General features: G+C 60.2%; 19 protein-coding genes. 14 read left to right on the top strand and 5 right to left on the bottom strand.

All coding sequences use genetic code 11. From position 1 onward, the window contains the following. Positions 1-14 precede the first annotated feature (14 nt). Positions 15-1,874: a thiol reductant ABC exporter subunit CydC gene (gene cydC / locus H3U90_RS02235; RefSeq protein WP_198176867.1), complete on the top strand. Its 1,860-nt coding sequence runs from the start codon at positions 15-17 to the stop codon at positions 1,872-1,874. A 261-nt stretch (positions 1,875-2,135) separates the two neighbouring features. Continuing rightward, complete coding sequence (locus H3U90_RS02230; RefSeq protein ID WP_198176866.1) at positions 2,136-3,629, top strand: cytochrome ubiquinol oxidase subunit I; 1,494 nt, start codon at positions 2,136-2,138, stop codon at positions 3,627-3,629. A 255-nt stretch (positions 3,630-3,884) separates the two neighbouring features. Here the strand turns inward: H3U90_RS02230 and H3U90_RS02225 are convergent, their stop codons facing one another. After that, positions 3,885-4,844: a polyprenyl synthetase family protein gene (locus tag H3U90_RS02225; RefSeq protein WP_198176865.1), complete on the bottom strand. Its 960-nt coding sequence runs from the start codon at positions 4,842-4,844 to the stop codon at positions 3,885-3,887. 229 nt (positions 4,845-5,073) lie between these two features. On the opposite strand from H3U90_RS02225, the gene H3U90_RS02220 reads away from it, so the two are divergent. After that, on the top strand, positions 5,074-6,543 hold the full coding sequence (locus tag H3U90_RS02220) for a serine/threonine protein phosphatase (RefSeq protein ID WP_198176864.1): 1,470 nt from the start codon (positions 5,074-5,076) through the stop codon (positions 6,541-6,543). A gap of 10 nt (positions 6,544-6,553) precedes the next feature. Here the strand turns inward: H3U90_RS02220 and H3U90_RS02215 are convergent, their stop codons facing one another. After that, positions 6,554-7,342 (bottom strand): IclR family transcriptional regulator, encoded by a 789-nt coding sequence (locus H3U90_RS02215; protein WP_269748688.1) that lies wholly within the window; start codon positions 7,340-7,342, stop codon positions 6,554-6,556. Positions 7,343-7,494: 152 nt separating this feature from the next. Here H3U90_RS02215 and leuC point away from each other — a divergent pair, with 152 nt between their 5' ends. The 10 genes from leuC (at position 7,495) to H3U90_RS02165 (ending at position 22,237) form a co-directional block, all read left to right on the top strand. Further along, complete coding sequence (leuC, locus tag H3U90_RS02210) at positions 7,495-8,898, top strand: 3-isopropylmalate dehydratase large subunit (RefSeq protein ID WP_154313208.1); 1,404 nt, start codon at positions 7,495-7,497, stop codon at positions 8,896-8,898. Positions 8,899-8,950: 52 nt separating this feature from the next. Beyond that, positions 8,951-9,637, top strand: a complete 687-nt coding sequence (gene leuD, locus H3U90_RS02205) for a 3-isopropylmalate dehydratase small subunit (RefSeq protein WP_154313207.1) — start codon at positions 8,951-8,953, stop codon at positions 9,635-9,637. Between the two features lie 114 nt (positions 9,638-9,751). Further along, positions 9,752-10,711, top strand: a complete 960-nt coding sequence (locus H3U90_RS02200) for a CPBP family intramembrane glutamic endopeptidase (RefSeq protein WP_198176863.1) — start codon at positions 9,752-9,754, stop codon at positions 10,709-10,711. Between the two features lie 167 nt (positions 10,712-10,878). Beyond that, positions 10,879-13,530 (top strand): CPBP family intramembrane glutamic endopeptidase, encoded by a 2,652-nt coding sequence (locus H3U90_RS02195; RefSeq protein WP_198176862.1) that lies wholly within the window; start codon positions 10,879-10,881, stop codon positions 13,528-13,530. A gap of 103 nt (positions 13,531-13,633) precedes the next feature. Beyond that, positions 13,634-14,686 (top strand): CPBP family intramembrane glutamic endopeptidase, encoded by a 1,053-nt coding sequence (locus H3U90_RS02190; RefSeq protein WP_198176861.1) that lies wholly within the window; start codon positions 13,634-13,636, stop codon positions 14,684-14,686. Between the two features lie 139 nt (positions 14,687-14,825). Next, positions 14,826-16,157, top strand: coding sequence for a UDP-N-acetylglucosamine 1-carboxyvinyltransferase (gene murA / locus H3U90_RS02185; protein ID WP_045935015.1), 1,332 nt, complete (start codon positions 14,826-14,828; stop codon positions 16,155-16,157). A gap of 14 nt (positions 16,158-16,171) precedes the next feature. Further along, positions 16,172-17,065 carry a lysophospholipid acyltransferase family protein gene (locus tag H3U90_RS02180; RefSeq protein ID WP_198176860.1) on the top strand — a complete coding sequence of 298 codons (894 nt, stop codon included), beginning with the start codon at positions 16,172-16,174 and terminating at the stop codon, positions 17,063-17,065. A 116-nt stretch (positions 17,066-17,181) separates the two neighbouring features. Then, the gene (locus H3U90_RS02175; RefSeq protein WP_198176859.1) at positions 17,182-18,180 is read left to right on the top strand and encodes an NAD(P)H-dependent glycerol-3-phosphate dehydrogenase; all 999 of its coding nucleotides are present in this window, start codon (positions 17,182-17,184) and stop codon (positions 18,178-18,180) included. Between the two features lie 310 nt (positions 18,181-18,490). After that, complete coding sequence (locus H3U90_RS02170; protein WP_198177580.1) at positions 18,491-19,639, top strand: D-alanine--D-alanine ligase family protein; 1,149 nt, start codon at positions 18,491-18,493, stop codon at positions 19,637-19,639. 69 nt (positions 19,640-19,708) lie between these two features. Then, a complete protein-coding gene (locus tag H3U90_RS02165) occupies positions 19,709-22,237 on the top strand; it encodes a DUF4268 domain-containing protein (RefSeq protein WP_198176858.1) in 2,529 nt (842 codons plus the stop codon). A gap of 26 nt (positions 22,238-22,263) precedes the next feature. On the opposite strand, the gene H3U90_RS02160 is transcribed toward H3U90_RS02165, so the two are convergent. Beyond that, complete coding sequence (locus tag H3U90_RS02160; protein ID WP_232340515.1) at positions 22,264-23,157, bottom strand: mechanosensitive ion channel family protein; 894 nt, start codon at positions 23,155-23,157, stop codon at positions 22,264-22,266. Next, complete coding sequence (locus H3U90_RS02155) at positions 23,154-23,606, bottom strand: GNAT family N-acetyltransferase (RefSeq protein WP_198176857.1); 453 nt, start codon at positions 23,604-23,606, stop codon at positions 23,154-23,156. Before H3U90_RS02155 ends, H3U90_RS02160 begins: the two co-directional genes overlap by 4 nt. A gap of 201 nt (positions 23,607-23,807) precedes the next feature. Between H3U90_RS02155 and H3U90_RS02150 the strand changes: the two genes are divergently transcribed. Beyond that, positions 23,808-24,479: a sugar O-acetyltransferase gene (locus tag H3U90_RS02150; protein WP_269748677.1), complete on the top strand. Its 672-nt coding sequence runs from the start codon at positions 23,808-23,810 to the stop codon at positions 24,477-24,479. On the opposite strand, the gene H3U90_RS02145 is transcribed toward H3U90_RS02150, so the two are convergent. Then, positions 24,439-25,251: an ABC transporter ATP-binding protein gene (locus H3U90_RS02145; protein WP_198176855.1), complete on the bottom strand. Its 813-nt coding sequence runs from the start codon at positions 25,249-25,251 to the stop codon at positions 24,439-24,441. The genes H3U90_RS02150 and H3U90_RS02145 overlap by 41 nt on opposite strands. Positions 25,252-25,282: the final 31 nt, after the last annotated feature.

Below are 25,282 nucleotides of genomic sequence, written 5' to 3'. Positions count from 1 at the left end.
CCGAAAGAGACGGCATGGGATCGTCCAAAGCCTCCCGCCGCGGCCGCGGACTGTCGGGCTATATGCATATCTGGCACCGCGACCATTGGTTCTGGCCCTATCTGCGTCAGGACAAGGGTCTGCTTGCCCTTATCTTCTTCCTGGGGACCATCACCTTCGTATGCGCGGCCGGGCTGATGTTCACCTCGGGCTTCCTGATCAGTAGGTCGGCCCGCCACCCCTTCAACATCTTCGCCGTTTATGTGCCAGTGGTCCTGACCAGGGCTTTCGGTATTGGACGGCCCACATTCAAGTACCTGGAGCGCATCAAGAGCCATGACTGGGTGCTCCGAGTGGTTTCCAAGTTACGTGTTCAGCTCTACCGCACCCTCTCGCAGGACGCGGCCTTCCTGAACGAGCATGAGCGTACAGGCACGGTCCTGGGCATGCTCTCGGACGACCTGGACCATTTGGAGAACTTCTACCTGCGCACCATCTTCCCCACGGTCGTGGCCTACATGATGTGGGTGGTGGTCACCATCGCCGTGGGTGTCTTCTCCTGGCTGACCTCGCTCCTGCTCTTCCTGCTTTTCGCCCTGATCCTGATTCTGGTCCCGCTGGTCTCGCTGGCTTATTCAGACGGGCGTTACGACATGGAGAAGGCACGGCGGCAGGACCAGTACACCGCAGTGACCGAGAGCTACATGGGCCTGGGGGATTGGGTAATCACCCGCCGTCGGCGGCGTTTCGTCGACACGGCGTCCCGTGATTTCAACGACATTGCCTCCGGCCGTAGAGAGCAGAAGCGCTTCGAACGCTGGCGCAACTGCGGCATCCAGATGATTTTCGCCCTCATGGTGGTGGCTCTGATCGTTGGAGCCGATCTGCGTATGACCAGCTCCACCTCCATTGCTGACTTTGCGGCAGCCGTGGTCCTGGCGGTTTTCCCCCTGGTCGATTGCTTCATCGTGGTTTCCCAGGCTGTGGCTGAGGTCCCCCTCTACACGGACTCGCTGGACCATCTGAACGGTCTGACCGAGCGCGTCGAGTCCCGGCGAATCGAGCCGAGTGCACAGACCAGGTTGGAGGGGCCGATCAAGTCAATCGTCTTCGACCATGTCAGCTTCTCCTACGGCCCCGATGACCCCCTGCTGCTGGACGACTTCAGCCTGCGAATCGAAGGCGGGCAGCGGGTGGCCCTGCTCGGTCCCAGCGGCGAGGGCAAGACGACGGTCCTTCAGCTGCTCCTGGGCGACCTGCGTCCTACCAGTGGCCGCATCCTGATCAATGGAATACCGGTCGATGCCTTACAGGATCAGCGTCCTCAACTCTTTGGCTATCTGAACCAGCAGGCCTTCCTCTTCAACACCACCATCGCCTCCAACGTGCGACTGGGCGCTCCCCAGGCCGATGACGATCAGGTTCGCCAGGCCTTGAAGGCTGTACAGCTGAATCAGGTCGTGGATGACATGCCACAGGGAATCGACACGCCGGTGGATGAGGCCGGCGGCCGTCTCTCAGGCGGACAGCGTCAGCGTCTGGCCCTGGCCAGGATCGTGCTCAAGCGCACTCCGATTATCCTTCTGGACGAACCCACCATCGGTCTGGATCCCATAACCGAGCGGCGGCTCATGGCCATGATCTTCAAGGTCAGCCAGGATCGCACCCTTCTTTGGGTGACCCACCACCTGCAAGGGCTGGAGGAGGCCGATCAGGTCATTTTCATGCAGGATGGTCATATAGCCATGCAGGGTCGGCCTGTTGACCTGTACCATGAAAACGCACGTTTCCGTGAACTTTATCGCATGGATGTCTCTGACGTGGACAAGGGTGCCTGTCAAGGGATATACTTAAAGAAGCAGTCAGATTCAGATGGACGGAACCCTGTTGAATGACCATCAGGCTGTTTCCCGAGCAATGAATTTTGCACGGTTGTCGGGTTGCCGATCCTGGCGGATGGCTTCCCGGCGGGTCACCGTGCGCCGTCGGTTCATGGACTGGACGGTAAGGAAACCGGAGCCCGTGGAAGCGACCCGGTCGCGAAGTCGGGGAGAGCTGAAAGGTTCTTGTGGGCACAAGCCTGGTCATATCTGAATCCGTCCGGATTCGACCCGTGTACCCGCGCCCGACGAACCCTGCAGAGATTGGGAGGAACGATGTTCACTGTATTGGGATTGTCTAGATTCCAGTTCGCCATGACGACGATATTCCACTTCTTCTATGTCCCTATGACCATCGGTCTGGCCCTGGCGGTCGCCATCATGGAGACCACCTATGTGGTGACCAAGAAGGATGTCTACAAGAAGATGACCATGTTCTGGTCCAAGATCTTCCTGCTCTCCTTCGCGGTCGGCGTGGTCACGGGCATCATCCAGGAGTTCCAGTTCGGCATGAACTGGTCCAACTACTCCAGGTTCATGGGTGACATCTTCGGCGCCCCCCTGGCCATCGAGGCCCTGCTGGCATTCTTCCTGGAATCAACTTTCATCGGTGTGTGGATGTTCACCTGGAATAGGTTCAAGCCGGCCGTGCATGCGGTCTTCATCTGGCTGACCTTCCTGGGTTCCTCCATGTCGGCAATCTGGATTCTGGCTGCCAACAGCTTCATGCAGCATCCGGTCGGCTTCGAGATCAACCAGGCCACCGGCCATGTGCGACTGCGCAGCTTTGGCGACGTTATGTCCAATCCTCAGCTGTGGATCGAGTTCCCCCACGTCTTCTTCGCCGCCGTCTGCACAGGTGCCTTCGTGGTCATGGGCTGCAGTGCTTTCAGCCTGCTGAGGATGCATATGGGGAACAAGGACAAGGCCGTGGCCGCTGTCGAGGCCGACTCCGAGAAGCAGGCCAAGGTCAACCTGTTCACCAAGTCCATCCGCCTGGCTGCTCTGCTTGGGCTTATCGGCTCCATCTGCGTGATCACCTACGGTGATTTGCAGGGCAAGTACATCGTGACTGATCAGCCTATGAAGCTGGCCGCCACCGAGGGCATCTACGACGATACCGGCGATCCCGCCCCTTGGAACGCCGTGGCTCTGATCAATGAGAAGGACCATAAGCTTGAGGGCTCCGTCGAGATTCCCGGCGCCATGTCGCAGCTGGCTTACGGCAAGAAAACTGGTGCCGTCAAGGGCATGAACACCGTCAACAAGGAGCTGCACGAGAAGTACGATGCCAAGTACGGCAAGGACATGAACTACTACGTGCCGGTCACCACCCTGTTCTGGGTCTTCCGCCTGATGGTCGGGATCGGGTTTGCCTTTGCCCTGATATCGGCATTGGTGCTCTGGTTCACACGCAAGAAGAAGAATACGCTGTTCACCACGCGCTGGAAGCTCTGGATCATGGGCATCTTCACCTTCGCCCCCTTCGCTGCGACGACCAGCGGCTGGCTGGTGACTGAGCTTGGGCGCTATCCGTGGCTGGTCTATGGTTTCCAGACCATCGCCGATGGAGTTTCACCCACCAGTACAGTGCCGAACCTGCTCTTCACTTGCATTGTCTACTTCCTGCTCTTCCTGGTCCTGGGCGGAGTCATGGTCTTCTACACCAGGAGGACCCTGCACCAAGGACCCTTCTACAAGCCGGATGACGGCAACGGGCCGCAGCCTGCCAAGGTTCATGGCGCACCGGCTCGGGTAGCCTTGGCCTGATGGTCGGCTGATCTCAAACCCTTCCTTCCCCTTCGGTAGATCCCCCGCTCCGGACCGCATGGTTCGGAACGGGGGATTTGCTGTCATGGGGGGGGGGGGGTGCCGCCAGCAGCAGCCAACGGCGGTGAGGTTTAAGAACAGAGAGTAATGACGAGCATGAAGTGGCAGATGTGACGGATGTTCGGTTCGTGGCTGATACCAGGCTGGCATCACTCGCTCTCGTTAAGTTGCGCTGGTTCCGACGCGTCGATTCGGTCAGACCTGGGCGGACAGCCTGGCCACAATTCGCTGCAGCAAGTTGCGTACGCCCTCAGACATGGGGGAATCGTCGAGACCGCCCGCAGCTCGTTGCAGATAGTCCTTGGCGATTCGCCGACTGCTCTCCATCAACTGGGGGTGGGCTCTGAGGTAGTCGACCACCAGGTCGGGATCATCCTGTTGGACCAAAGTTCTGAAGTTCTCATCCTCCTGGAATCCCAGTAGAACCGGCAGAGTGTAGATTCCGTCGCGAATGTCCTCCAGCTTGGGCTTGCCTGTGTCACGATTCAGATCGAAATCGTTGATGTCGTCGATGATCTGGAAGGCCATGCCAAGATTGCCGCCGAAGTCTCTGGCGGTCCGTTCCAAGGCCGGGTCAGTTGGCTGGCCATCAAGGCGGATCCCGGTCAGGCAGGCCAGGCGGAAGAGGGCTGCGGTTTTTCCCGAGATGGCTCGGTTGTAATCGTCGATGGTGATCTGGGTGTGGTGACGGTCGGACTCTTGGTAGAGCTCACCGCCGACAATTTCGCAGACCGTACCGGCCTGCTCACGGATAAAGGCTGTGTCAGGGGCGATGGAGGCCATGATCTCCATGTAGCGGGAGAGGATCAGGTCTCCCAGATAGATGGCGGCCTTGTTGCCCCGCATGATGTGGACCGTGGGCTTGTTGCGGCGGATGGGGGCGTTGTCCAGAACGTCGTCGTGGACCAAGGTAGCCAGATGAAGCATCTCGATGGCGGCGGCGCCGGTGATGACGGTGTCGTTCAGCTGCCCTCCGGTCCCTGATCCGGACCGGGCAAAGAGGACCACCATGGCGGCGCGAATCATCTTGCCGTGGTTGTCCAGCAGTCGACGGTAATCCTCCTGATAGGGGGCCACATGGGTACGTTCCTGGTGCAGGCGGTCAACGACCCGCTCAAGATCCTTGCGCAACAGGAGCTCTTGTCCTTCTGCCATGGAGGTACGCTCCCTCTATCTCGTTAAGAACCGCAACGTATCCAATATACCAAGACCGGGGCCAGCCCTGAAGATTGTCGGCCCGGTCCTGGCTGTCGTCGTAATCACTGTGGTCAAGCTAACATCCAACGTGCCAGCCTGCTGCTGTGACGCCGAGGCCTGAACCCGATTCGTAAGGGGGCTGCATAGATCGGCCTGGGAGCGAAGCCGGGTGAAGTAGGCTAGGTGTATGAGTCAGCATTACCAAGCGGATCAGGTCTCCCCACAAGGCGGCGAGGGAGAGCACGATCGACCGCTGTCCGTTTCGGCCCGGCTGGGGCGACTTCAGTTCCATTACTCGGGCAAGTTCAGACTTCTGCAGCTGGCCGACGTCCAGGAGGGCCCCAAGGTCTCTCCGGACACAATCAGGCTGATAGGCGCGGCTTGCGATGCGGCAAAGCCCGATCTGGTGGTCTTCTCGGGCAACCAGGTGGCCGGTTACGACACGGCATACGAGCGCACCTTCCGTAAGAGACGTTGGAGCACCCCTCTGGACGGCATCTATTCGGCTGGTCTGAGCATGGGCGGCGCACTGGGACTTGGGGGAGCCTCCCTGAAACGATCCTCCAAGCCCCGGGAGGATCAAGCAGCCGCGGACCGTCGGGAACCGGACCGCAGGGATGCCGAGCGTGTACGTCAGCAGAACATCAAGCACACCGAGGATCTGGTCCGCAGAACCGTTGGTCTGATCACCGGCCCGTTGGTCGAACGCGGGATTCCTTTCGTCGCCACCTATGGCAACCACGACTTTCAGTGCGGTCTGGATACCGATCAGATGGATGCCATCTATCGGGAGGTGCCTGGCTGTCTGAACCCGGAGGCTACGGTCGCCCATCCTGATCGGGTCCATGCGCTGATCGGGTCGGCCTTGCCCTCCCAGACGGCCTTCGTCTGCGCCCCGGGTACCTTCGCCCTGCCTGTGGCGGATTGCGACGGAAACGGGGTGGTCATGGGACTGGTCCTGCTGGACTCTGGCGACTATGCCCGAGCAGGCGGCTACGGTTCACCTTCGGACCAGGCCCTGGACTTTCTGGCGGCTGCTCCCGACCTTCTGGGCAACCGGTCCATAATCTTCCAGCACATGCCCATTCCCCAGTTCTATGATCTGCTCAAGCCGGTGCCAGCCACCACAGCCTATGCGGTCCAAGGCTATCGAAGCTTCGATTCCCGTTGCTACATCCTGGACGAATCGCGCACCTGCCCGGGCTCATACCTGGGCGAGGGCGTCTCCTGTCCTGACGAGGACAGCGGCGAGTATGATCTGCTGACCCGGAACCGGGGCTACTTCGCCCTCTTCGCCGGGCATGACCATCGCAATGGCTTCGTCGGACGCAGCGGGGATCTGACGCTGGGGGCCACGCCCACGTGCGGATTCGGCTCCTACGGTCCGGTGCCCAGCAAGCGGGCGGCACGGCTCTTCGAGTTCGACATCCGCCATCCGCATCATCCGCGTACCCAGCTCCTGGAGTTCGGGCAATTGGTGGGGCGGCCGGGATCCCATAAGGTCTACACCTTCGCCATGAGCCATGTGCCCACCTCTACCGGGGACGCTGTCAACCTCTTGCGTCGGCCCGGATTTCTGGCGGGCGGCCTGACGGCCCTGGCAGGGCTGATCGCCTCCTGGGGTTCCACCAAGCGGCAATCAGGACCAAGGGGTTAGGAATTCCCGCTCAGGCCCTACGACGGGCGGGAGAAGAGGCTCGTAGCAGGGCTTCGGTCAGGTATTTGCCGGCGGCCATGACCAGGGGGGCGTAGCGCCTTCCCGGCGTGGTGGACATGCGGTTGACCGGTCCGGAGATGGATATGGCGGCCATGACCTGCCCGGATCCGTTGCGGATGGGGGCCGAGATGGAACAGACACCCTCTTCCCGCTCGTTGATGGACTCGGCCCAGCCGCGCTTGCGGACCGTAGCCAGGGTCGCTGCATTGAACTTGGCGTGTCGCAGACCCTGATGGAGGCGCTCAGGTTCCTCCCAGGCCAGCAGAATCTGTGCCGCTGACCCGGCCTCCATGGACAGCAGGGCGCCTACGGGGATGGAGTCACGCAGGCCCGAGGCGCGTTCCACCGCGGCGATGCAGACCCGGACCTCGCCCTGGCGGCGGAAAATCTGGGCCGACTCGCCCGAACGGTTGAGCAGTGTATGCAGGATGGGCCCCGAGGCGGTCAGCAGTCGATCCTCGCCGGCGGCGGCGGCCAGTTCGGCGAAGCGGGAACCCAGGACGAAGCGGCCATGCGCGTCCCGCAGCACGAAGCGGTGGCGCTCCAAGGCGATGGCCAACCGGTGGGCTGTGGGTCGGGCCAACCCGGTGGCGTTGACCAGCTGGCCCAGGGTCATGGGTCCGGTCTCCAGGGTGTCCAGAATTCGCACCGTCTTGTCCAGAACGCCGACGCCCGAATGAATCTCCTCCTGATGCATGTTTGGATCGTTTACGGAGGGATATCTGTCGTCGTCGTTCATAGAAGGTGTGTCCATGGTTGAATTATGCCATCTCAGTATATGAAATGCAAAAGTTCATAACGGTTGGGCAGTTCCATACTCGGTGGTAAGAGGCCGGCGGGGGTGCCGATGAGATTGGTGCCCTGGCCGGTCGTAGGCTTTCAGGAGGCGATATGGGACGCACAATGGCGGAAAAGGTCTGGACCGATCATTTGGTCAGAAAGGGCCAAGGCGGCGAGCCCGATCTGATCTACATCGATCTGCAGCTCATGCACGAGGTGACCAGTCCACAGGCTTTCGAGGGTCTGCGCCTGGCAGGCCGGAAGATTCGTCACGTGGACCAGGTCATCGCCACCGAGGATCACAACACCCCCACCATCGACATCGATCGGCCCATCGCCGACAAGGTTTCGGCCCTGCAGATCTCCACCCTGGAGCGCAACTGCCGTGAGTTCGGCGTCCGTCTGCTTCCATTGGGGAATGCCGACCAGGGCATCGTGCATGCTTTTGCACCCGTCCTGGGGCTGACCCAGCCCGGCATGACCATCGTCTGCGGCGATTCGCATACCTCGACCCACGGGGCCTTCGGGGCCCTGGCTTTCGGCATCGGCACCTCCGAGGTGGAGCATGTCCTGGCCACCCAGACTCTGAGCCTGAAGCCTTTCAAGACCATGGCCATCACCGTCCGCGGGCAGCTCAAGCCGGGCGTAGGCGCCAAGGACGTCATCCTGGCTGTCATCGCCAAAATCGGCACGGGCGGCGGCCAAGGGCACGTTCTGGAGTACCGGGGCGAGGCCATTCGGCGGATGTCCATGGACGCACGCATGACCATCTGCAACATGTCCATCGAGGCAGGGGCCAGGGCCGGGATGATTGCGCCGGACGAGACCACCTTCGCCTACCTGGAGGGCCGGCCGCATGCCCCCAAGGGGGCCATGTGGGATCAGGCGCTGGACTACTGGCGGACCCTCCCCACCGATCCGGATGCGGTCTTCGACAAGGAGGTCATCCTGGATGCCGACCAGCTGACCCCCTACGTGACCTGGGGCACCAATCCCGGACAGGGCCTGCCCATAGCTGCTGATGTGCCTGTGCCCGAAAAGATCGCCGATCCGGCCAAGCGCCAGGCAGCCCAGGAGGCCATCGACTATATGGGTCTGAAGCCGGGGATGCCCATCCGCGACATCGCCGTGGACACCGTGTTCATCGGCTCCTGCACCAATGGGCGCATCGAGGATCTGCGCGCGGCAGCGGCCATCATGAAGGGGCATCACAAGGCCAAGAACCTGCATCGCGTCCTGGTGGTTCCGGCTTCTTCGCGCGTTCGTATTCAGGCCGAGAAGGAGGGGCTGGATCGCATCTTCGAGGACTTCGGAGCCGAATGGCGCAACGCCGGCTGCTCCATGTGCCTGGGGATGAATCCCGACCAGCTGGTGCCGGGGGAGCGTTCCATTTCCACATCCAACCGCAACTTCCAGGGTCGTCAGGGCAAGGGCGGCAGGACGCATCTGGCCTCGCCAGAGGTGGCTGCTGCGACGGCCATCAAGGGAACCATCTGCTCCCCTGCCGATCTGTAAGCCCATCAATCATTCGTCATCATCATCGCCATCCAGCAGGCAGGAGGTCATCATGGAGCCACTTTCCGTTGTAACCGGGGTCGGGGTGCCCTTGCGCCGCTCCAACGTCGACACTGACCAAATCATCCCCGCCGTATTCCTGAAGCGGGTGAAGAAGACAGGCTTCGAGGATGCGCTCTTCTACGCCTGGCGAAGGGATCCGAATTTCGTACTCAACCGGCCCGAATATTCGGGTGCCCGCATCCTGGTGGCCGGGCCGGACTTCGGCATCGGCTCCTCGCGCGAACATGCGGTCTGGGCTCTGCGGGACTACGGCTTCCGCGTGGTCATCGCCCCCCGCTTCGCTGACATCTTCTATGGGAACACAGCCAAGAACGGGGTACTGGCCGCCATCATGCCCCAGGAATCAGTGGAGTTGCTCTGGAAGATCCTGGAGGAGGACCCCGGCACCGAGATGACCGTGGACCTGGGCGCTCGCACGGTCACCTGCGCGGATGTGACCCTGCCCTTCCAGGTGGACGACTATGTGCGATGGCGGCTCATGAACGGGTACGACGACATCGATCTGACCCTGCAGCACGAGGATGACATCCGTGCCTATGAGCGCATAAGGGCCGAGCGCTTCCCCTTCAAGCCGCGTACCCTGCCGGCCCGGCACATGCCCGAAGAGCCGGTCACTTCAGCCAGGGAGGGTCAAATCGACTGGCCTGGGCCCCTGGCTGACCGCGGCATCATCTGACCGACGGGCCGTGTGCCCTGATATGAAAGTCATTCGCCCCTTCTTCGCCTACCATGGAATGTGACAGTCATTGGTCGACTGTGACCGGTTGGCAAGCAAAGAGGGGCGATTATCATGAGGCACAGCAGCGGCGATGTGCACAACTGGGGCGTTCGACAGGCAGTGAATGCCCTAAGTGCTTTTGCTTTCATCTATGTGGCCATTGAGACCCTGGCGGGTCTTTTGGGAGGCAAGGTGGTTCTGCCTGCGCTCTTCCCACACGCCTCCAAGGAGCAATACAACGGTCCTTTGTCGGACTGGACAGTGGTTATCTCCGTGGTGCTGGCCCTGTTGTTTGCCTTGATCAGTCAATGGCCGGTCATCGTAGGCCATGAGCGACATGGCCAGGACCAGGTGCGTTGGGTCACTGCGCGCCGATTCAGCCTGCTGGCGTTGATCATCGCCCTGGCCTGCTTCTTCCTCAGTCAGCTGGTGGCCGGTGCGGCCAACTCTGGTCTGAGCGCCATTCTGTCCGGTACTGGTCTGCATCCGCCGACCGCATCTGACGACGGCGGCATGGAAACGCCGATCATGCTCTTCTATGGCATTCTTCTGGGGCCCTTTGCCGAGGAGCTGGTCTTCCGAGGGGTCATCATGAACGGCTTGCGCCGCTTTGGCCGGGTCTTCGCCATTATTACCTCTTCTCTGCTTTTCGGCTTCATGCATGGTTCCCTGGTCCAGGGCCTGTTCGGTTTCATTTCCGGCCTGGTTCTGGGCTACCTGGCCATGGAGTACGGGTTGGTCTGGTCCCTGTTGGTGCACATGCTCAACAATGCCTTCTCTTCGGGTCTGCTGGCCAAGTACATGCCACTGGCACCCGAGGTGGTTCGCATCGGCCTGGGTCTGCTCATGATCCTGGTGCTGCTGACCGGAGTCGTCGGACTGCTGTTCAAGCTGAGGACTCTCCGTGATTACTGCCGGAGCAATCGCGCTCCCAAGGGGATATACGCTTCCTGGAGGGCGCCTTGGTTCCTGCTCTTCTGCCTGGCATGCCTGCTGATGGCCCTGAGCGAATTCGTGCCGGGGCTGGCCTGAGCAGACGGTCGATGGCGCTGGCCCATTGTCGGGATTCCGTCGAGGGAAGGGCGGGGTCGGGCTAGACTCGGGTATGTAGTGTTGATATGAACATGGGGAAAGGTTCGTGTCGCTGGACGCCCTTGACGGTCGTACGGTAGTGCATGAAGGGGAAGGATCATCGACGGATGAGGGATGATGAGGATCGCGACAGCGGCAGTGAGTCTGCCGATGCCCAAAGCGATCAGGGGCGCTTGAAGGTGTCTCGCTCCTCTATTGCCCTCATGACTGCAAGCCACAGTGCCAGCAAGGACTACGCACGCCACTGGGACTATGAGGAAGGGTCCATCAGCCTGCCACCCTTGAGCCTGCCGGGGGAGGCCGTGGATGATGGCTTGGCCTACCCGGGGCGGATAGCCCATAGGAAGACTGCTCTTCTGGGTGATGACGGAGCTGGTGGCAAAGGGCGCAAGGGCGCCATGCCGGTCGGTGAACGACCCTCGGTGCTTCCCGGGTCCTATGATTTTTTGAACTCGGTCACCATGGCCAGTCAACCGGAGGTTCCCACATTTCCCCCGGAAGACCTGCCAGTTGACGGGCAAAGTGGAAAGGATTCCGGCCAAGAGCCATCCCCGCGGCGTGTGGTGGTGCGCCGAGAGCCGGAGGCTTCCAAGGCCACCGGGACGGCCACAGAGATTTCGGCACAGCCTGAGAAGCCTGCAGTCAAGGTCGTCTGGTCCTGGACCAAGCCCGAGACGAACAAAGGCCCGGTCTTCTCCTGGAATATGCCCAAGCGTCGAAAGCCGTCCACAAGCACCCGTGCAGGCAAACCTGCAGCTTCCGCACCGTCTGCCAATGCTGTCGACTCCGCTGTCTCGGTACCTTCCAAGGTCGAGCAGGAGTCATCAAAAGCTTCCGCTCCCGTTCCTTCCGCAGTCGAAACAGCCGAACCCAAGTCGATGACTACGGCCGGGGCGCCCTCGGCTTCCGGATCTGGGGATCCGATGTCCGCGAAAACGAATTCGGAGGTCTCTGCGCCCGCAGCTTCTGCTGGTGCGCCTGCGACACCCGTGGTATTCGCCGACCGACCGGTCGTTGTCCGTCGTTCGGTTGCGGACTGGGATTCCCTGGTCACTGGTTCCCCGGCTCCAGCGGAGAACGGTGCTGCTGCACGATCCGTGGCCAGCGGAGCCGATCATCAGGGGCGTCGGGTCTGTTCGACTCCACGGTTAGTCGCTCAGCCTGCCGCAGTCGCCGGTGACGGCACCGGTGGTCGGGTCGTTTCGTCAAAGGCTGTCGACGGACAGGGGACGGCGCTCGCGCACAGGGATTATGCCGGTCAGCCCGCGCAGACCGGCCAAGGAGGCATTGCCGTTCAGCCTGCCCCCTCTGAATCTTCCGTGTCTGGGAATGCAGCTCCAGGCAGGCAGTCGGTCGTTCAGTTTGCGTCTTCGCCGACATCCGTATCCTCTCCAGGTGCTTCGGTGGCTCTCGCCGCCAAGGCTGCCGAGGCTGCTGCAGCTGCTGTGGCTGCCAAGGCCGAGTCCGCCGGAACCGAGGATACCGCGACGGATGCAACCAAGCCGTCCGGCTCTTCGCATGGTCTTCGCAAGCGTTTCGGGGGTCTTCATCTCGGCCTTTCCGCCAGAGGCCATGAAAGGAGTGGGGGAGCACGTCGGTCGTCCAAGCGGCGATCTGCTCGTAACCGCACCCGTCTTTCAGTCGAGTCGGCAGCCCCCAGGGTCGTTTCCAATGTTTCGGCAGAATCCGTCCCGGGAGCAAGCCGACCGGCACCCGTCAGTTCGCAGCCGATTGTCGTTCCAAGTGAACTTGATACTGCCACGCCAGCCGTTGCAGTTGCGGCCCAGCCCGCTGCCAAAAAGTCCATCGCCTACACGGCCAGTTCGGGGGTTCTCCACGCCGTCAACGGCCAGGCCGCCTTCGCTTTCGTCTACCTGGCCATATCCGTTCTGGTGCTCATGGTCGGTTCGGGGATGATCCTGCCTGTCATCATGGAGCAGGTCAAGGACCCCAGATCCATCGCCTTCCTATCCGATGGGATTACCCTCCTGTCGGTCCTGCTGGCGCTGACTTATGCCTGCATTTCAGAGTGGAGCGTTATTCGAGGTGAGGATCAGCGAGGACAGGACGCCGTTCATTGGCGCACAGACAGAAGAATGACGCTGGCGGCTCTGCTGGCCCTTGTAGCGGTGCTCCTGCTGGGCCAGGGGATGGTCCATGAACTGAACAAATTCCTCAACCACTTCTGCCTGCTTCTGCACATCCCCTCCCTGGCCTCGCGCAGCCTGCTGGTCACAGGCGCTTCCTCGCCGATGATGGCCCTGTACGCCCTCCTGGCGGTTCCCCTGGCTGAGGAGCTGGTGTTCCGTGGCATCATCCTCAACGGACTGCGTCGGTTTGGCCGAGTTTTTGCCATCCTGACCGCATCCCTGCTCTGCGCCCTGCTCCAGTGTGATCCTGTCTCTGGGCTTTGGATTTTCCTGCTGGGGTTGGCATTGGGATACTGCTCCCTGGAGTATGGTCTGATCTGGGCCATCGGAGCCCGTGTGGTCGGCGATCTGCTCTTCACCGGCCTGCCCAACCGCTATCTGATGAACGCTCCGCGAACCGCCCGTCTGTCGGTTTTGGCAGTGGCTCTGGTCTTGGTTCTGGCTGGGTTGCTCATGTTCTTCCTGCACCGCGCCAGCCTCTTGGATTACCGGCGGCGCTATCGAGCACCTAAGGGAACCTATGTGTCCTGGAGGCAGCCCTGGTTCCTGCTCTATTTGCTGCTCTGCCTGCTGCTGGCAATCTTCAAGTTCGTGCCCGGCCTGCTCTAGAGCATGACGTATGGGTGCCGCCGGTGTTGGCGTAGACTTGGACCAGCTGGAGGTCGGTGCTGAACGGCCAAACCTGCAGAGGATCATGAAAGGGCATGGTGACATGGGGCAGACAGCGACGGAAGCCGATGCGTCAGGGACTGGGCAGACTCAGAAGCCCAGACGAGGCACGGCGGATCGCGCATGGATGAGTGCGGCCAGGGGCATGCTCAACCGCCAGGCCGCCCTGTTGCTGGTCTACCTGCTTATCATCAACAGCGTCGGCCTTCTGTTCGGTGTTCTGGCTCAGATGGAGTGGAATGCCGTGTTCGATCCGGTGCCTGCCCACTCGGGATTTATATATGTGATGAGCCATGCCGACAAGGAGTATGGGGGCATCATCAATCTGATCGCCGCCTGCACAGGCCTCTGCTTCCTGGTTTTCACACGACGTCGGCAGATCTGCGACTCCGGTCCCTCGGGCATTTTCCATACGGATCTGCACCCCATGACCTGGCAGGTTCTGCTGGGATGCTTTGCGCTGACGCTGACCGGGCAGACCCTGGCTGACTGGTATCAGTCGGGCATGGACTGGACTGCGGCGCGGTTGGGAGTGCAGCAGTCCTGGACCACGACCCAGCAAATCCAGCAGGCCTCGGGTACCATTCCCATGTTTATATACGTCAGCCTGCTGGCCCCCGTCATCGAGGAGCTGGTCTTCAGAGGGGCCATCCTGAACGCGTTGAAGCCCTATGGGTACGTCTTCGCCATCGTCACCTCCGCCGTTATGTTCGGCTTCTTCCATGGCGACCTTGGCCAGGGGTTCTTCGCTTTCATCATGGGTCTGCTCCTGGGCTATCTGGCCTGCGAATACTCCATCTTCTGGTCCATGGCCCTGCACGTGTTCAACAACCTGGTCGTCAGCGACGGGTTGGAAGTCCTTCTCGGGTTCATGAGCGACAACATGTCCTCCTACATAAACGTGCTCATGATGCTGGCAGGCATGATGGCGGCCGTTCTGGTGCTTTACCTGGGCCGTCATCGGATTGCCGCTTTTCTGCATGAAAACCGCACCTACACGAACGTCTATGGCGCCTGGGCCTGCCCATTCTTCATCATGCTGCTGCTGATCATGGGCTTCACCATGCTGACCCCCTTCGTTTCAGCCGGCGCCTGACCAGTATCTGACAGGGTGGACGCTCTATGCCTGAGGCGACAATTCACGGTGTCCCCACACCCCCTGTGGCAGACTTGCAATAAGGGCCGATGATGTGCCAAAGCCCGGCTCTGAGCGGATACGAGAAAGAAGCCGATAAATGCCCAAGGTGAATACTCAGGATGATGTGCTGCATGTGGTGGGCGGCAGGCCCCTGCATGGCACCATACAGGTCCGTGGGGCCAAGAACTTCGTCAGCAAGGCCATGGTGGCCGCCCTTTTGGCTCCGGGTGTCTCGGTACTCAAGAATGTGCCTGTAATCCGCGATGTCCAGGTGGTCTCGGACCTGCTGAGGCTTCACGGTGTCAAGGTGGACGTTCGTCCTCAGGAGGGCGTGGTCACCATCGATGCCAGCCATGTGGAGCTGGCTGATGTGGCCGATGTGGATACCTTGTCGGGTTCTTCCCGCATACCCATCCTCTTCTCCGGACCGCTCCTGCACCGGATGGGAGAGGCGTTCATCCCCGTTCTTGGTGGCTGCCGCATCGGCAGCAGGCCCATCGATTTCCATCTGGAGACCCTGCGCAAACTGGGGGCCAATGTCGACAAGGAGCATGAGTCCGGCATCCACATCACAGCGCCGGACGGCCTGCATGGGGCCAAGATCCACCTGCCCTACCCCTCGGTGGGCGCGACGGAGCAGACCCTGTTGGCGGCAGTCCTGGCCGAGGGGCGTACCGAGCTGTCAGGCGCGGCTACCGAGCCCGAAATCATGGACCTGGTGGCGGTTCTGCAGAAGATGGGCGCGCAAATCTCCGTGGACGTGGACAGGACCATCCGCATCGAGGGTGTGCCCTCCCTGAAGGGGTTCACCCATACCTCCCTGCCCGACCGGATCGAAGCCGCCTCCTGGGCCTCCGCCGCCCTGGCCACCCATGGCGACATCATGGTCAAGGGCGCCCACCAACCCGACATGATGACCTACCTGAACGTCTTCCGCAAGATCGGCGGCCAGTTCGACGTGCGCGACGACGGCATCCGCTTCTGGCATCCGGGCGGCGACCTGCGGCCCGTGGCCATCGAGACCGACGTGCACCCCGGATTCATGACAGACTGGCAGCAGCCCCTGGTGGTGGCCCTCACCCAGGCCAAGGGTCTTTCCATCGTTCACGAGACCGTCTATGAGAATCGCTTCGGCTTCACCAAGCCGCTTATTCAGATGGGCGCCACCATCCAGCTCTACAAGGAGTGCCTGGGATCCCTGCCCTGCCGCTTCCAGCAGCGCAACTTCAACCACTCGGCGGTCATCTTCGGGCCCACCCCGCTGACCGGCCAGGACATCGATGTGCCCGACCTGCGTGGCGGCTTCAGCCACCTGATTGCCGCACTGACAGCTTCCGGCCCCTCCACCGTCCACGGCATCTCCCTGATCGACCGCGGTTACGAGGACTTCCGCGACAAGCTGCTGGCTCTGGACGCGCAGATCGACTGATCCGGCGGACATAGATGGCTTCCAAAGGCAAACCCTCCCCCCGGTCTGCGGTGCCTGCCCTGTCCGACCAGCAGGTGGCCCTGCTGGCCCAACGGCACAGGTTGGTGGATCCAACCCGCTACTATCCCACTGGACATCGCACACCGGCCCTGGACGAGATAGACGGCCAGCACCCCGTGGGGACCACCCGCCTATTGCGCGGGGTCTCCCAGGTTGTGCGTGACTCCTGCCGGGTCTATGCCTGGGGGTTGGAGCAGGTTCCGGAGACCGGGCCCTTTATCACCGCAGCCACCCATGTGACCCAGTTCGACGTTTTCATTCCCATGATGGCCCTCTTCCACCTGGGTCGTCGGCCCCGCTATATGGCCAAGGCCGAGATGGCCCATTGGCCCCTGATCGGCAGCTGGTTCCGCATGGTGGGCATGCAGCCGGTGGAGCGCAAGTCCGGCAAGGCCAGGTCGATTGAGGAGGAGTCGATCAGCATCATCACCTCGGGCAGGCCGCTGACCATCTGGCCCGAGGGGACCGTGACCCGTGACCCGCTGAAGTGGCCCATGTCGCTCAAGCCCGGGGTCGGTTTCATCGCCTTGGAGGCGTCGCGGCAGCTGGGTCGTATGGTCCCACTCTATCCCAGCATCACCTGGGGGGCTGCTTCGATCAACCATAAGTGGCCCTGGCCTCGCAAGAACGTGGTCATGTGTTATGACCGGCTCCTTGACTATTCCGACCTTCTGGAAGATATGGATCAGTGGGGTGCGGAACCTCCCAAGCAATCCGTACATGCCTTCTGCGTCCGCCTGCGCAATCGGATGGAAGAGGTCATGGCCGAGATTCGTGGCGAGGAGCCCCCGAAGGCTGGATATTTCGATTACGTGACCATGACCCGTCGGCCCAGAAGCGAGCAATAAGGCCGGAACCCGCCCCTAATTCCTGCTGCCTGGCGGTGGTGTCATAGGATGGTAGAGACAAGAATGAGGCTGCTGGTCGGCGTTCCCGTGCGCACGGCATTATGCAAAGGAGAATGATGACGAAGATCGCGGTATTGGGAGCAGGCGCATGGGGAACCGCTTTTGCCCAGGTACTGGCTGACGCAGGCAATCAGGTGGTCATGTGGGACATCGACCCTGATGTCGTGGACGAAATCAACAGTCAACATTCGAATACTCGCCGTCTGCCGAACGTGAAGAGGCTGCCTGACGCCATCATCGCTGAGGGTGACCGGGCCGGGGCCGTCTCGGGGGCGGAAATCGTGGTCGTTGCCATAGCCGCTCAGCACGCCTGTGAGGCCTTGACGCAATTCAAGGGTCTGCTGGGTCATGATGCCATCGCAGTTTCCCTGATGAAGGGGATTGAACGGGCCACCGACAGGCGGATGGATCAGGTGGTTTGTCAGACGCTTGATCTGGACCCTGTCAGATTTGCGGCCGTTTCCGGCCCCAATCTGAGCAAGGAGGTGGCTGCCCGCGAACCGAGCGCCACTGTGGTCGCCAGCGCGGATGCTGATACCGCCATGAAAGTAGCCCGTGCCTGCACGACCGACTATTTCAAGGCCTTCGTCTCGGACGATGTGATTGGCCTGGAAATGTGCGGGTCGCTGAAGAACGTCACTGCGCTGGCCGTCGGGATGTCACGGGGGGCTGGGTTCGGGGAGAACACGGCCGCCATGATCCAGGCCAGGGGTCTGGCTGAGCTCACTGCCTTGGGGGAGGCTTGCGGTGCCAAGTCCAAGACCTTCGCCGGTCTTGCCGGGGTCGGCGACCTGGTGGCCACCTGCGGGTCGTCCCTGAGTAGGAACTATACTTTTGGCTTCAATCTGGGCCAGGGCAAGAGCATTGAGGAAGCCACCCGAGTCAGCAAGGGTGTCGCCGAAGGCGTACCCACCACCGATGCTGTCGTCGCTCTGGGCAAGCGCTACCAGGTGGCGACCCCGCTGGCTACGGCCATGAGCCATGTACTGGATCAGGGTCTGAGCTGCCGGGGCATGATCGACGAGCTGTTCGGTGGGCAGATCACCGCAGAATGAGTCTGACGACCATCAGAATGGTGTCCATCAGAAAATCCTGAGGGTTATGGAGGGTGTACGAAGGCTGTGAAGCGTGCGCCATCAACCTTTTGATCGGCGATGAATGGTTTCCGGATCAGGATGTGCGCCTGGCTTGTCTGACTGCTGTATCGGCCCTGTTATGCCTGTTCGTGCCAAGCTTGTGGATGAGCGACTGTGTCCGGGCCTTGCCGCCTGGCAAGGGGATATTCTGCTGTCTTGAATGATGTATCTGCCCGGGCAGGTGCATGAGGTTGAAAATCATGTCCAGGATGAGGAAAGCCGAGGGATGATGGTCAGGAAACGTGTTGTGGTGCTCTATGGCGGACGTGCCGACGAACATTCCATATCCTGCGTGTCGGCGGCCGGTGTGCTCAATGCCATCGATACCGACCGATATGAGCCCATCCCCATCGGCATCACCAAGGATGGCCGATGGACCATCGGCGGCCAGGATCCCAGGCAGTGGGGTCTGGGCGATGCCAGTCTGCCAACCGTGCAGATAACCGAAGGCAGCCGTCCGATCATCCTCGACATGGCCCGTGGCAGGGATGGGTTTCTGATCGGCGACCATGACAACCTGGTCTCTGGAGTTGAACCCTCCAAGGCCTTCGGTTCCCTGGAGCCTTTGGGGCATGTGGACGCGGTTTTCCCGGTGCTCCACGGCCCTTACGGTGAGGACGGCACCCTGCAGGGCCTGCTTGAAATGATGGGCCTGCCCTACGTCGGGTGCGGGGTCTTCGCCTCTGCCGCGTGCATGGACAAGCACTATACCAAGATTCTGCTCAGCCAAGCCGGCATACCCGTGGCTCCCGGCATCACCATTGACTCCCGTGAACAGCAATCCGGAGTAGACCTGTTGGCCGCTGTGGAGAAGGCGGAGCTGCATTACCCGCTCTTCGTCAAGCCCTCCCGCGCAGGATCCAGCTTTGGTGTGGTCAAGGTGGAAGAGCCTCAAGCCGAAGCCCTGGCTGCTGCGGTCGTCGAGGCTGCAAAGCATGACTGGCGGGTCCTGATAGAGGAGGGCATTGAGGGGCGGGAGATTGAGTGCGCCGTGCTCGCCTCAAACAAGGACAGAAAGCCCCGTACTGCCTGGCCTGGCGAGGTGGTGCTGGACAAGGCTGATCAGGACGAGGCCTTCTATGACTTCGACAGCAAGTATGTAGACTCCTCCGCCTCCCACGTGGAGGTTCCCGCGGATCTGCCGGAGGAGACTCTTCAGAAGGTTCGCGACCTGGCTGCCAAGGCTTTCAGAACCGTGGATGGTGCCGGTCTGAGCCGTGTCGACTGCTTTGTGACACCCGAGGGCAGGGTCATTGTCAACGAGATCAACACCATGCCTGGCTTTACGCCCATCTCCATGTATGCCAAGGCTTGGGAAGCCACGGGGATCACCTACACCGATCTGATCACCGATCTGATTGAGGGTGTATCGGCCTGACTGCGGCAGCGAGTGCTTCCTATAATAGAAGCGTCCGCTCTTGTACTCGCTGGTAAGGCAAGGTTCCCTATGGATGCTGGTCCCGTTAAGCTGCTGAGTCTGATTGCCGATAAGGGCAAGCGTTTTATCGTCCCTGTGTATCAGCGCCCTTATTCTTGGGATGAGGAACAATGCGAGCAGCTTTGGGACGATGTGCTTCACATCGGGCATTTACACGAAAGCGCCCATTTCATGGGTTCAGTGGTATGGGTTCAAGAGGGCACCATGGGCGCCGATGGGGTAACACCGGCTCTCATTATCGACGGTCAGCAGAGAATCACGACCGTAAATCTTCTCTTAGCAGCACTTGCTGCCTATGCAGACAGCCACCCAAACCAGGCCGATGAATTGCAGTTTTCACGCAATGAAATCATAGATGAATATCTGATTGATTCCTGTCGAGAAGGCGAAGGGCATTATCGTTTATGCCTCTCGCAGGGTGATCATGACCAATACGAGTCTGTCATTCACCATTTGGAGGATCCTAGGGCCCCGATTACAAGTGAGTCCCATAGAATCATCGATAACTTCCAATGGTTCAGTGGTCAATTGAAGGAGATGAGGGATCCGAACAGCGTGTGGGCTGGGCTCAGGCGCTTGGAGGTAGTGTCGATCTCCTTGACGCAGGGTCAGGATGATCCACAGGCCATCTTTGAGTCCATGAACTCAACCGGTAAGGACCTTTCGACTGCAGATCTGGTTCGTAATTATGTGCTTATGCGGCAGCCCCTGGAGATGCAGGGACAGTTGTATGAAGATCATTGGAGAAGAATTGAAATAACACTTGGCGTGGATGTCTATGATGACGTTTTTGATGATTTTCTCTATGATTGGCTTGCCATCATCAATGCACCCAGACCAGTGCCTACACGAGACGTATACCGGTTCTTTAAAGACTACGTGACCAGCAATGGCTACGATAACCATGGTCAAATAGTCGGGCTTCTTGATCAGATGAGCAAGTTTGCCGGGTATTATTCGCGCATTACTTCGAGCTCGGGGGATGATCCTGAAATAGATCGATTGTTTGATCGTATTCGTGCTTTGAATATGTCTGTCATCAACCCCTTGCTCATGATCCTTTTGGATGATTACCAGGAGGGGGACGACCTCTTCAGTCGGAGTGATTTTGTATCCATGTTGAAGCTGTTGGAGAGTTATCTCTTCCGCCGCATTGCCTGCCAGATGTCCAACAACGGGCTGAACCGGTTTTCGCTTTCGGTCATAGCACGTCTCAGACAGGTAAAGGAAGATGGGTCACCCGGCTATAGGCAGGCTTTTGAGGCAGCCCTGCTGGGCGGTGCTGGAACAAGCCATCGGATGCCTGATGACAATGAATTTCGTCAGACCCTTCTTTCGCGCGACTTCTATCCCTTTTCGCGTTGTTCTTACATGTTGACAACACTGGAGAATGCGTACCATCCTAAGAACCCGATTGACTTCTCCTCCAGGAATTACACCATTGAGCATATTCTCCCCCAGAATGCACTCGCTCATGAGCAGTGGCGGCGAATGTTGGGTACTGATTGCGAACGGGTTTTTGCGGAGCATGTCAACAAGCTGGGTAATTTAACTCTGACCGCTTATAACTCGGAACTCTCGGATGGACTGTTTAAGCAGAAGAGGGATCGAATTGTCGGTGGATATCAGGATGAATACCTGTCTATTTCGCGTGAGTTGCGTGATGCGGAGACTTGGAACGCTGAGTCCATCGAGGCCAGGACGCGTCGACTAGCTGACAAGGCTTTGGAAGTCTGGTCTATGCCGAAGATTGATCGTGTGACTATTGACAAGTACCAGGCTGATAAGCAGGCGAAGATTCCGACAAAGACGGTTTCTTTACATATGTTGGGTGCCAGTGGCCTGCTGAAGCCTGGCGATCGACTGGAAAGTCTTTCCCGCAAGTATGAGGCCAGTGCCCTCATTACTGGAGAGATGATGATTAGGGTCTCGGACGGGCGTGAATTTGAGAGTCCCTCGTCAGCGGCTTCGCATGTTCTCAAATTGGCTGGGGCTAGTAGTGGCTCAATCAATGGCTGGAAGTTCTGGGGACATGGGGGCGTCAGCCTTGACGATTTTCGTTCTCGTTACCAGGTTTCGCAAGGTAATATGGAGTCTTTGGACCGCTCGAAGGTAAGAGCCATGTTCTGGGATGGGTTCGTTGACTTCTGCAAAGCCAGGAATGACTTCATGGCTGCTTTCGGCTCGGCCTTTACCAGAGCGGACCATACGAGGTACCTGCTGAGTTTTGGCTCGCCCGTGTCCGGCTGCAATCTGGCAGGCCTCATCGGCATCAGGGACGGGTACGCCACCGTTGAATTCCTCTTTCATGATCCTGCGCAATATGCGGACTTCCTTGAGCAAAAGTCTCAGGTCGAGAGCGACCTGTCGGGCCAGGAGGGTGATTTGGACTGGGATGAAAAGGATGCAGACAAGAAGTCACGCCACCTGACTCTGACGAGGCATACTGATTACAAACAAGACCAATGGGATGATATCTATCGTTGGCTGGCTGACGCTTTGCTCAAGATGAAAAGCGTCAGCCAGTACGTCCGCTAGTCATTCAAGACGAAAACCTACAGCAATCAGTTGGCTTGGTCTACACCTTTCCCCGATTGGAGCTCGGCCTCCTGAACCAGGTAGTCCTGGCCGGCCAGTGCGCGGGTGGCGGCATCCTGCATGTCGGCGGCGATGACGCCCTGCTTGGCGAACATGACCACCTGGCCCTTGATGCCGTAAGGGGTGAAGCCCTGGAACTGGACAATGGGCGGGTTGGATGGCATGGCCATATTCCTGGTCGCCTGGGCCACCACCTGTGCAATGGAATGGGAGGACTTGGCCATATCGGCATCCCCTCGCAGAGTGAAGGGAACCGTGGTGGCGGCCTCACCGGCCTCGGTGATTTTCTCGAGCGCCGTGGTATTGAGGATGGAGTTGGGGATCAGCAGCTGGTTGCCGGTCCTGTCGATGACGATGGTATGGCGCCAGGTCACATCGCGGACGGTTCCGGTGGTGCCCTGGATGGTGATGATGTCGCCGGGCTGGACCACCTTGCTGACCATCAGTCCGAAGCCGCCGACGATATTGGCGATTGTATCCTTCAATCCGAAGGAGAGCGCCAGGCCGCTGACGCCCAGGGCGGCGACCACTGTGGATGGGTTGATCCCGAAGACGGGTTGCAGGACTGTGGCAGCGGCGAAGATCCAGATCAGGGCGCGGACAATGTTGACGAAGATGGAGGCACTGGGCAGGTTGGTCCGCTCCAGGGCACGTCGCATGGCCGCCGCTACGATCTTGGAGATCAAGGCAGCGCAGACAGCCACGACGATCAGAAGGACGATCTTTCCGAAATTCTGGCGGAACCAGTAGATGACGGCATCGCTGAAGCTGGAGATGGCCTGTTCGGACCTTCCCATGGGATCCTTGTCCGGATTGACGCTTGCGATGCTCGTGCTGGCAAAATCGACGGTCGGATTCATGAGGCCTGGTCCTCCGGCTCGTTTCCGGTGCTGTCCGTCAGGGGCTTGTCCATCCACATGTGCGGGCATCCCTCGTCCTGGTCGTGAATGCCCATGTCCCTATAACCTAAAGACTTATAAAAGCCCGCCACCCGCTCCTGGGCGTGAAGCGTAAGCTGGTCTGCCCCGTGGCTCCGGGCGGTTTCCTCAGCCTTGGTTACCAAATTGGCGCCCAGATGCTGACCGCGGTAGGGCCTCAGAACGGCCAAGCGGCCAAGGGTCCAAGTCTCGCCCTGGTCGGGGAAGACTCGGCATACCCCGGCGGGTTCATCCCCGTCATAGGCCACGATATGGAGGCTGGCATCGTCGGTTCGGTCGAACTCGTTGTGAAAGCCCTGCTCTTCCACGAATACGGCCTTACGGATGGCCTTGGCATCCTCGGGAATGGCCTCGCTCACCTCATACCGCATGATTCCTCCTCGCCACGGTCCTCCGCTGTCTCCAATCTACCAAGCTTGACCCTCGGAATGAACGGATGTCCGCAACCGGACGACGAACGGTCCCTGCGACTGTCGGCTGTCTGACCCAGACGATTACATGGATGAGGACTCTGCAAGCAGTGCGGGCTTGCAGCAATGACACTGAAGTGACGCGGGAACGATGGGATGGCCATGGACAAGGACTCGAAACTGACAGGTGCGACTGCCGGAGCCGCTAAAGGGAATCGGCGCTCGCAGCGGGAGCGGATGCTATCTGGCGAGCTCTATGATGCCTCGGATCTTGAATTGAGCCAGCTGCGGGTCAAGGCCCACGAACTTTGCCGTCTTTTCAACGCATCTTCTGAGCAGGAGCGGGACCTGCGCAGCCGGCTTCTGGACGAGCTGGTGCCCGAACACGGTCAGGATGTCGACTGTATGGGGCCCATCTACTTCGACTACGGATGCTTTACCAAGCTGGGCTCGCGCATTTTCGCCAATTTCAACTTCACTGTTCTGGATACCTGCCCTGTACTGATCGGCGATGATGTGATGATCGGCCCCAATGTCACACTGGCCACCCCTCTGCATCCCCTGCGGTGGCAGGAGCGGAATCTGAGGCGCCATAAGGATGGCTCCCTTTACGATTTCGAGTTGGGCGCTCCGATCACCATAGGCTCCAACTGCTGGCTGGCATCAAACGTGACTGTGGCCGGGGGAGTGACCATCGGCGATGGTGCGGTCATCGGGGCCGGATCCGTGGTCACCCATGACATCGCACCTGACTCCCTGGCCGTGGGTGTGCCCTGCCGGGTAATTCGTACCATCACCGAGGCTGATCGGATGGAACTGCCAGAGGTGGGCTGAAGGCCTCCTGGTTTGGCGCAGCATCCATGCTGGCCAGCTGCTGGGCTATGGTCTGTGGGTCTCCGCCCGGGCAAGCAGCCTGAATGCGCCCGTCCTGGAGGAAGATGACCCGGTGGGCGCGGGCGGCGACGTTGGGGTCGTGGGTCACCATGAGGATGGTCTGACCGCTGCGGACGGCCAGGTCGAAGAGGTCCATGACCTCCCGCGAGCTATGGGTGTCCAAGGCGCCGGTGGGCTCGTCGGCCATGATGATCTCCGGGCTGGCGGCCAGGGACCGGGCGATGGCCACGCGCTGCTGCTGGCCACCGCTCATGTCTGCCGGATAGGTGTTGGCATATCCCTCCAATCCAACGTTGGACAGGGCAGACAGGGCCGCTTGGGTGGAGATTTTCCTGCCGCCGAAGAGGCTGGACAGCATGGTGTTCTGCAAACAGGTGAAGGCGTTGACCAGGTTGTAGTCCTGGAAGACGAAGCCGATATGGTCGCGCCGGAGTCGGGTCAGCTCCTTCTCTTTCATTCGCGTCAGGTCCTCCCCGGCGATGGCCACTCTGCCCTGTCTGACCTGGAGCAGGCCCGCGGCGCAATAGAGGAGGGTCGATTTGCCGGCGCCTGAAGGACCCATGATGGCCGTCCAGGTCCCCGCCTGGCATTCCAGGCTGATCTCGTCTAGCACTCGGGCGCCCTGCTTCTGTCGCCTTCCGTAGTCGTAGTAGATCTTGTCCAGAATGAGTGGGGTCTGCGCGTATGGATCCTTTGCCGCCTGATGCCGCATCCTTGCCTTCCTTTCGGTCGTCGCCTGCCTG

Source organism: Bifidobacterium sp. W8103, assembly GCF_016100775.1.
Taxonomy (GTDB): Bacteria; Actinomycetota; Actinomycetes; order Actinomycetales; family Bifidobacteriaceae; genus Bombiscardovia; species Bombiscardovia choladohabitans.
This window is presented reverse-complemented; position numbering and strand designations above follow the sequence as displayed.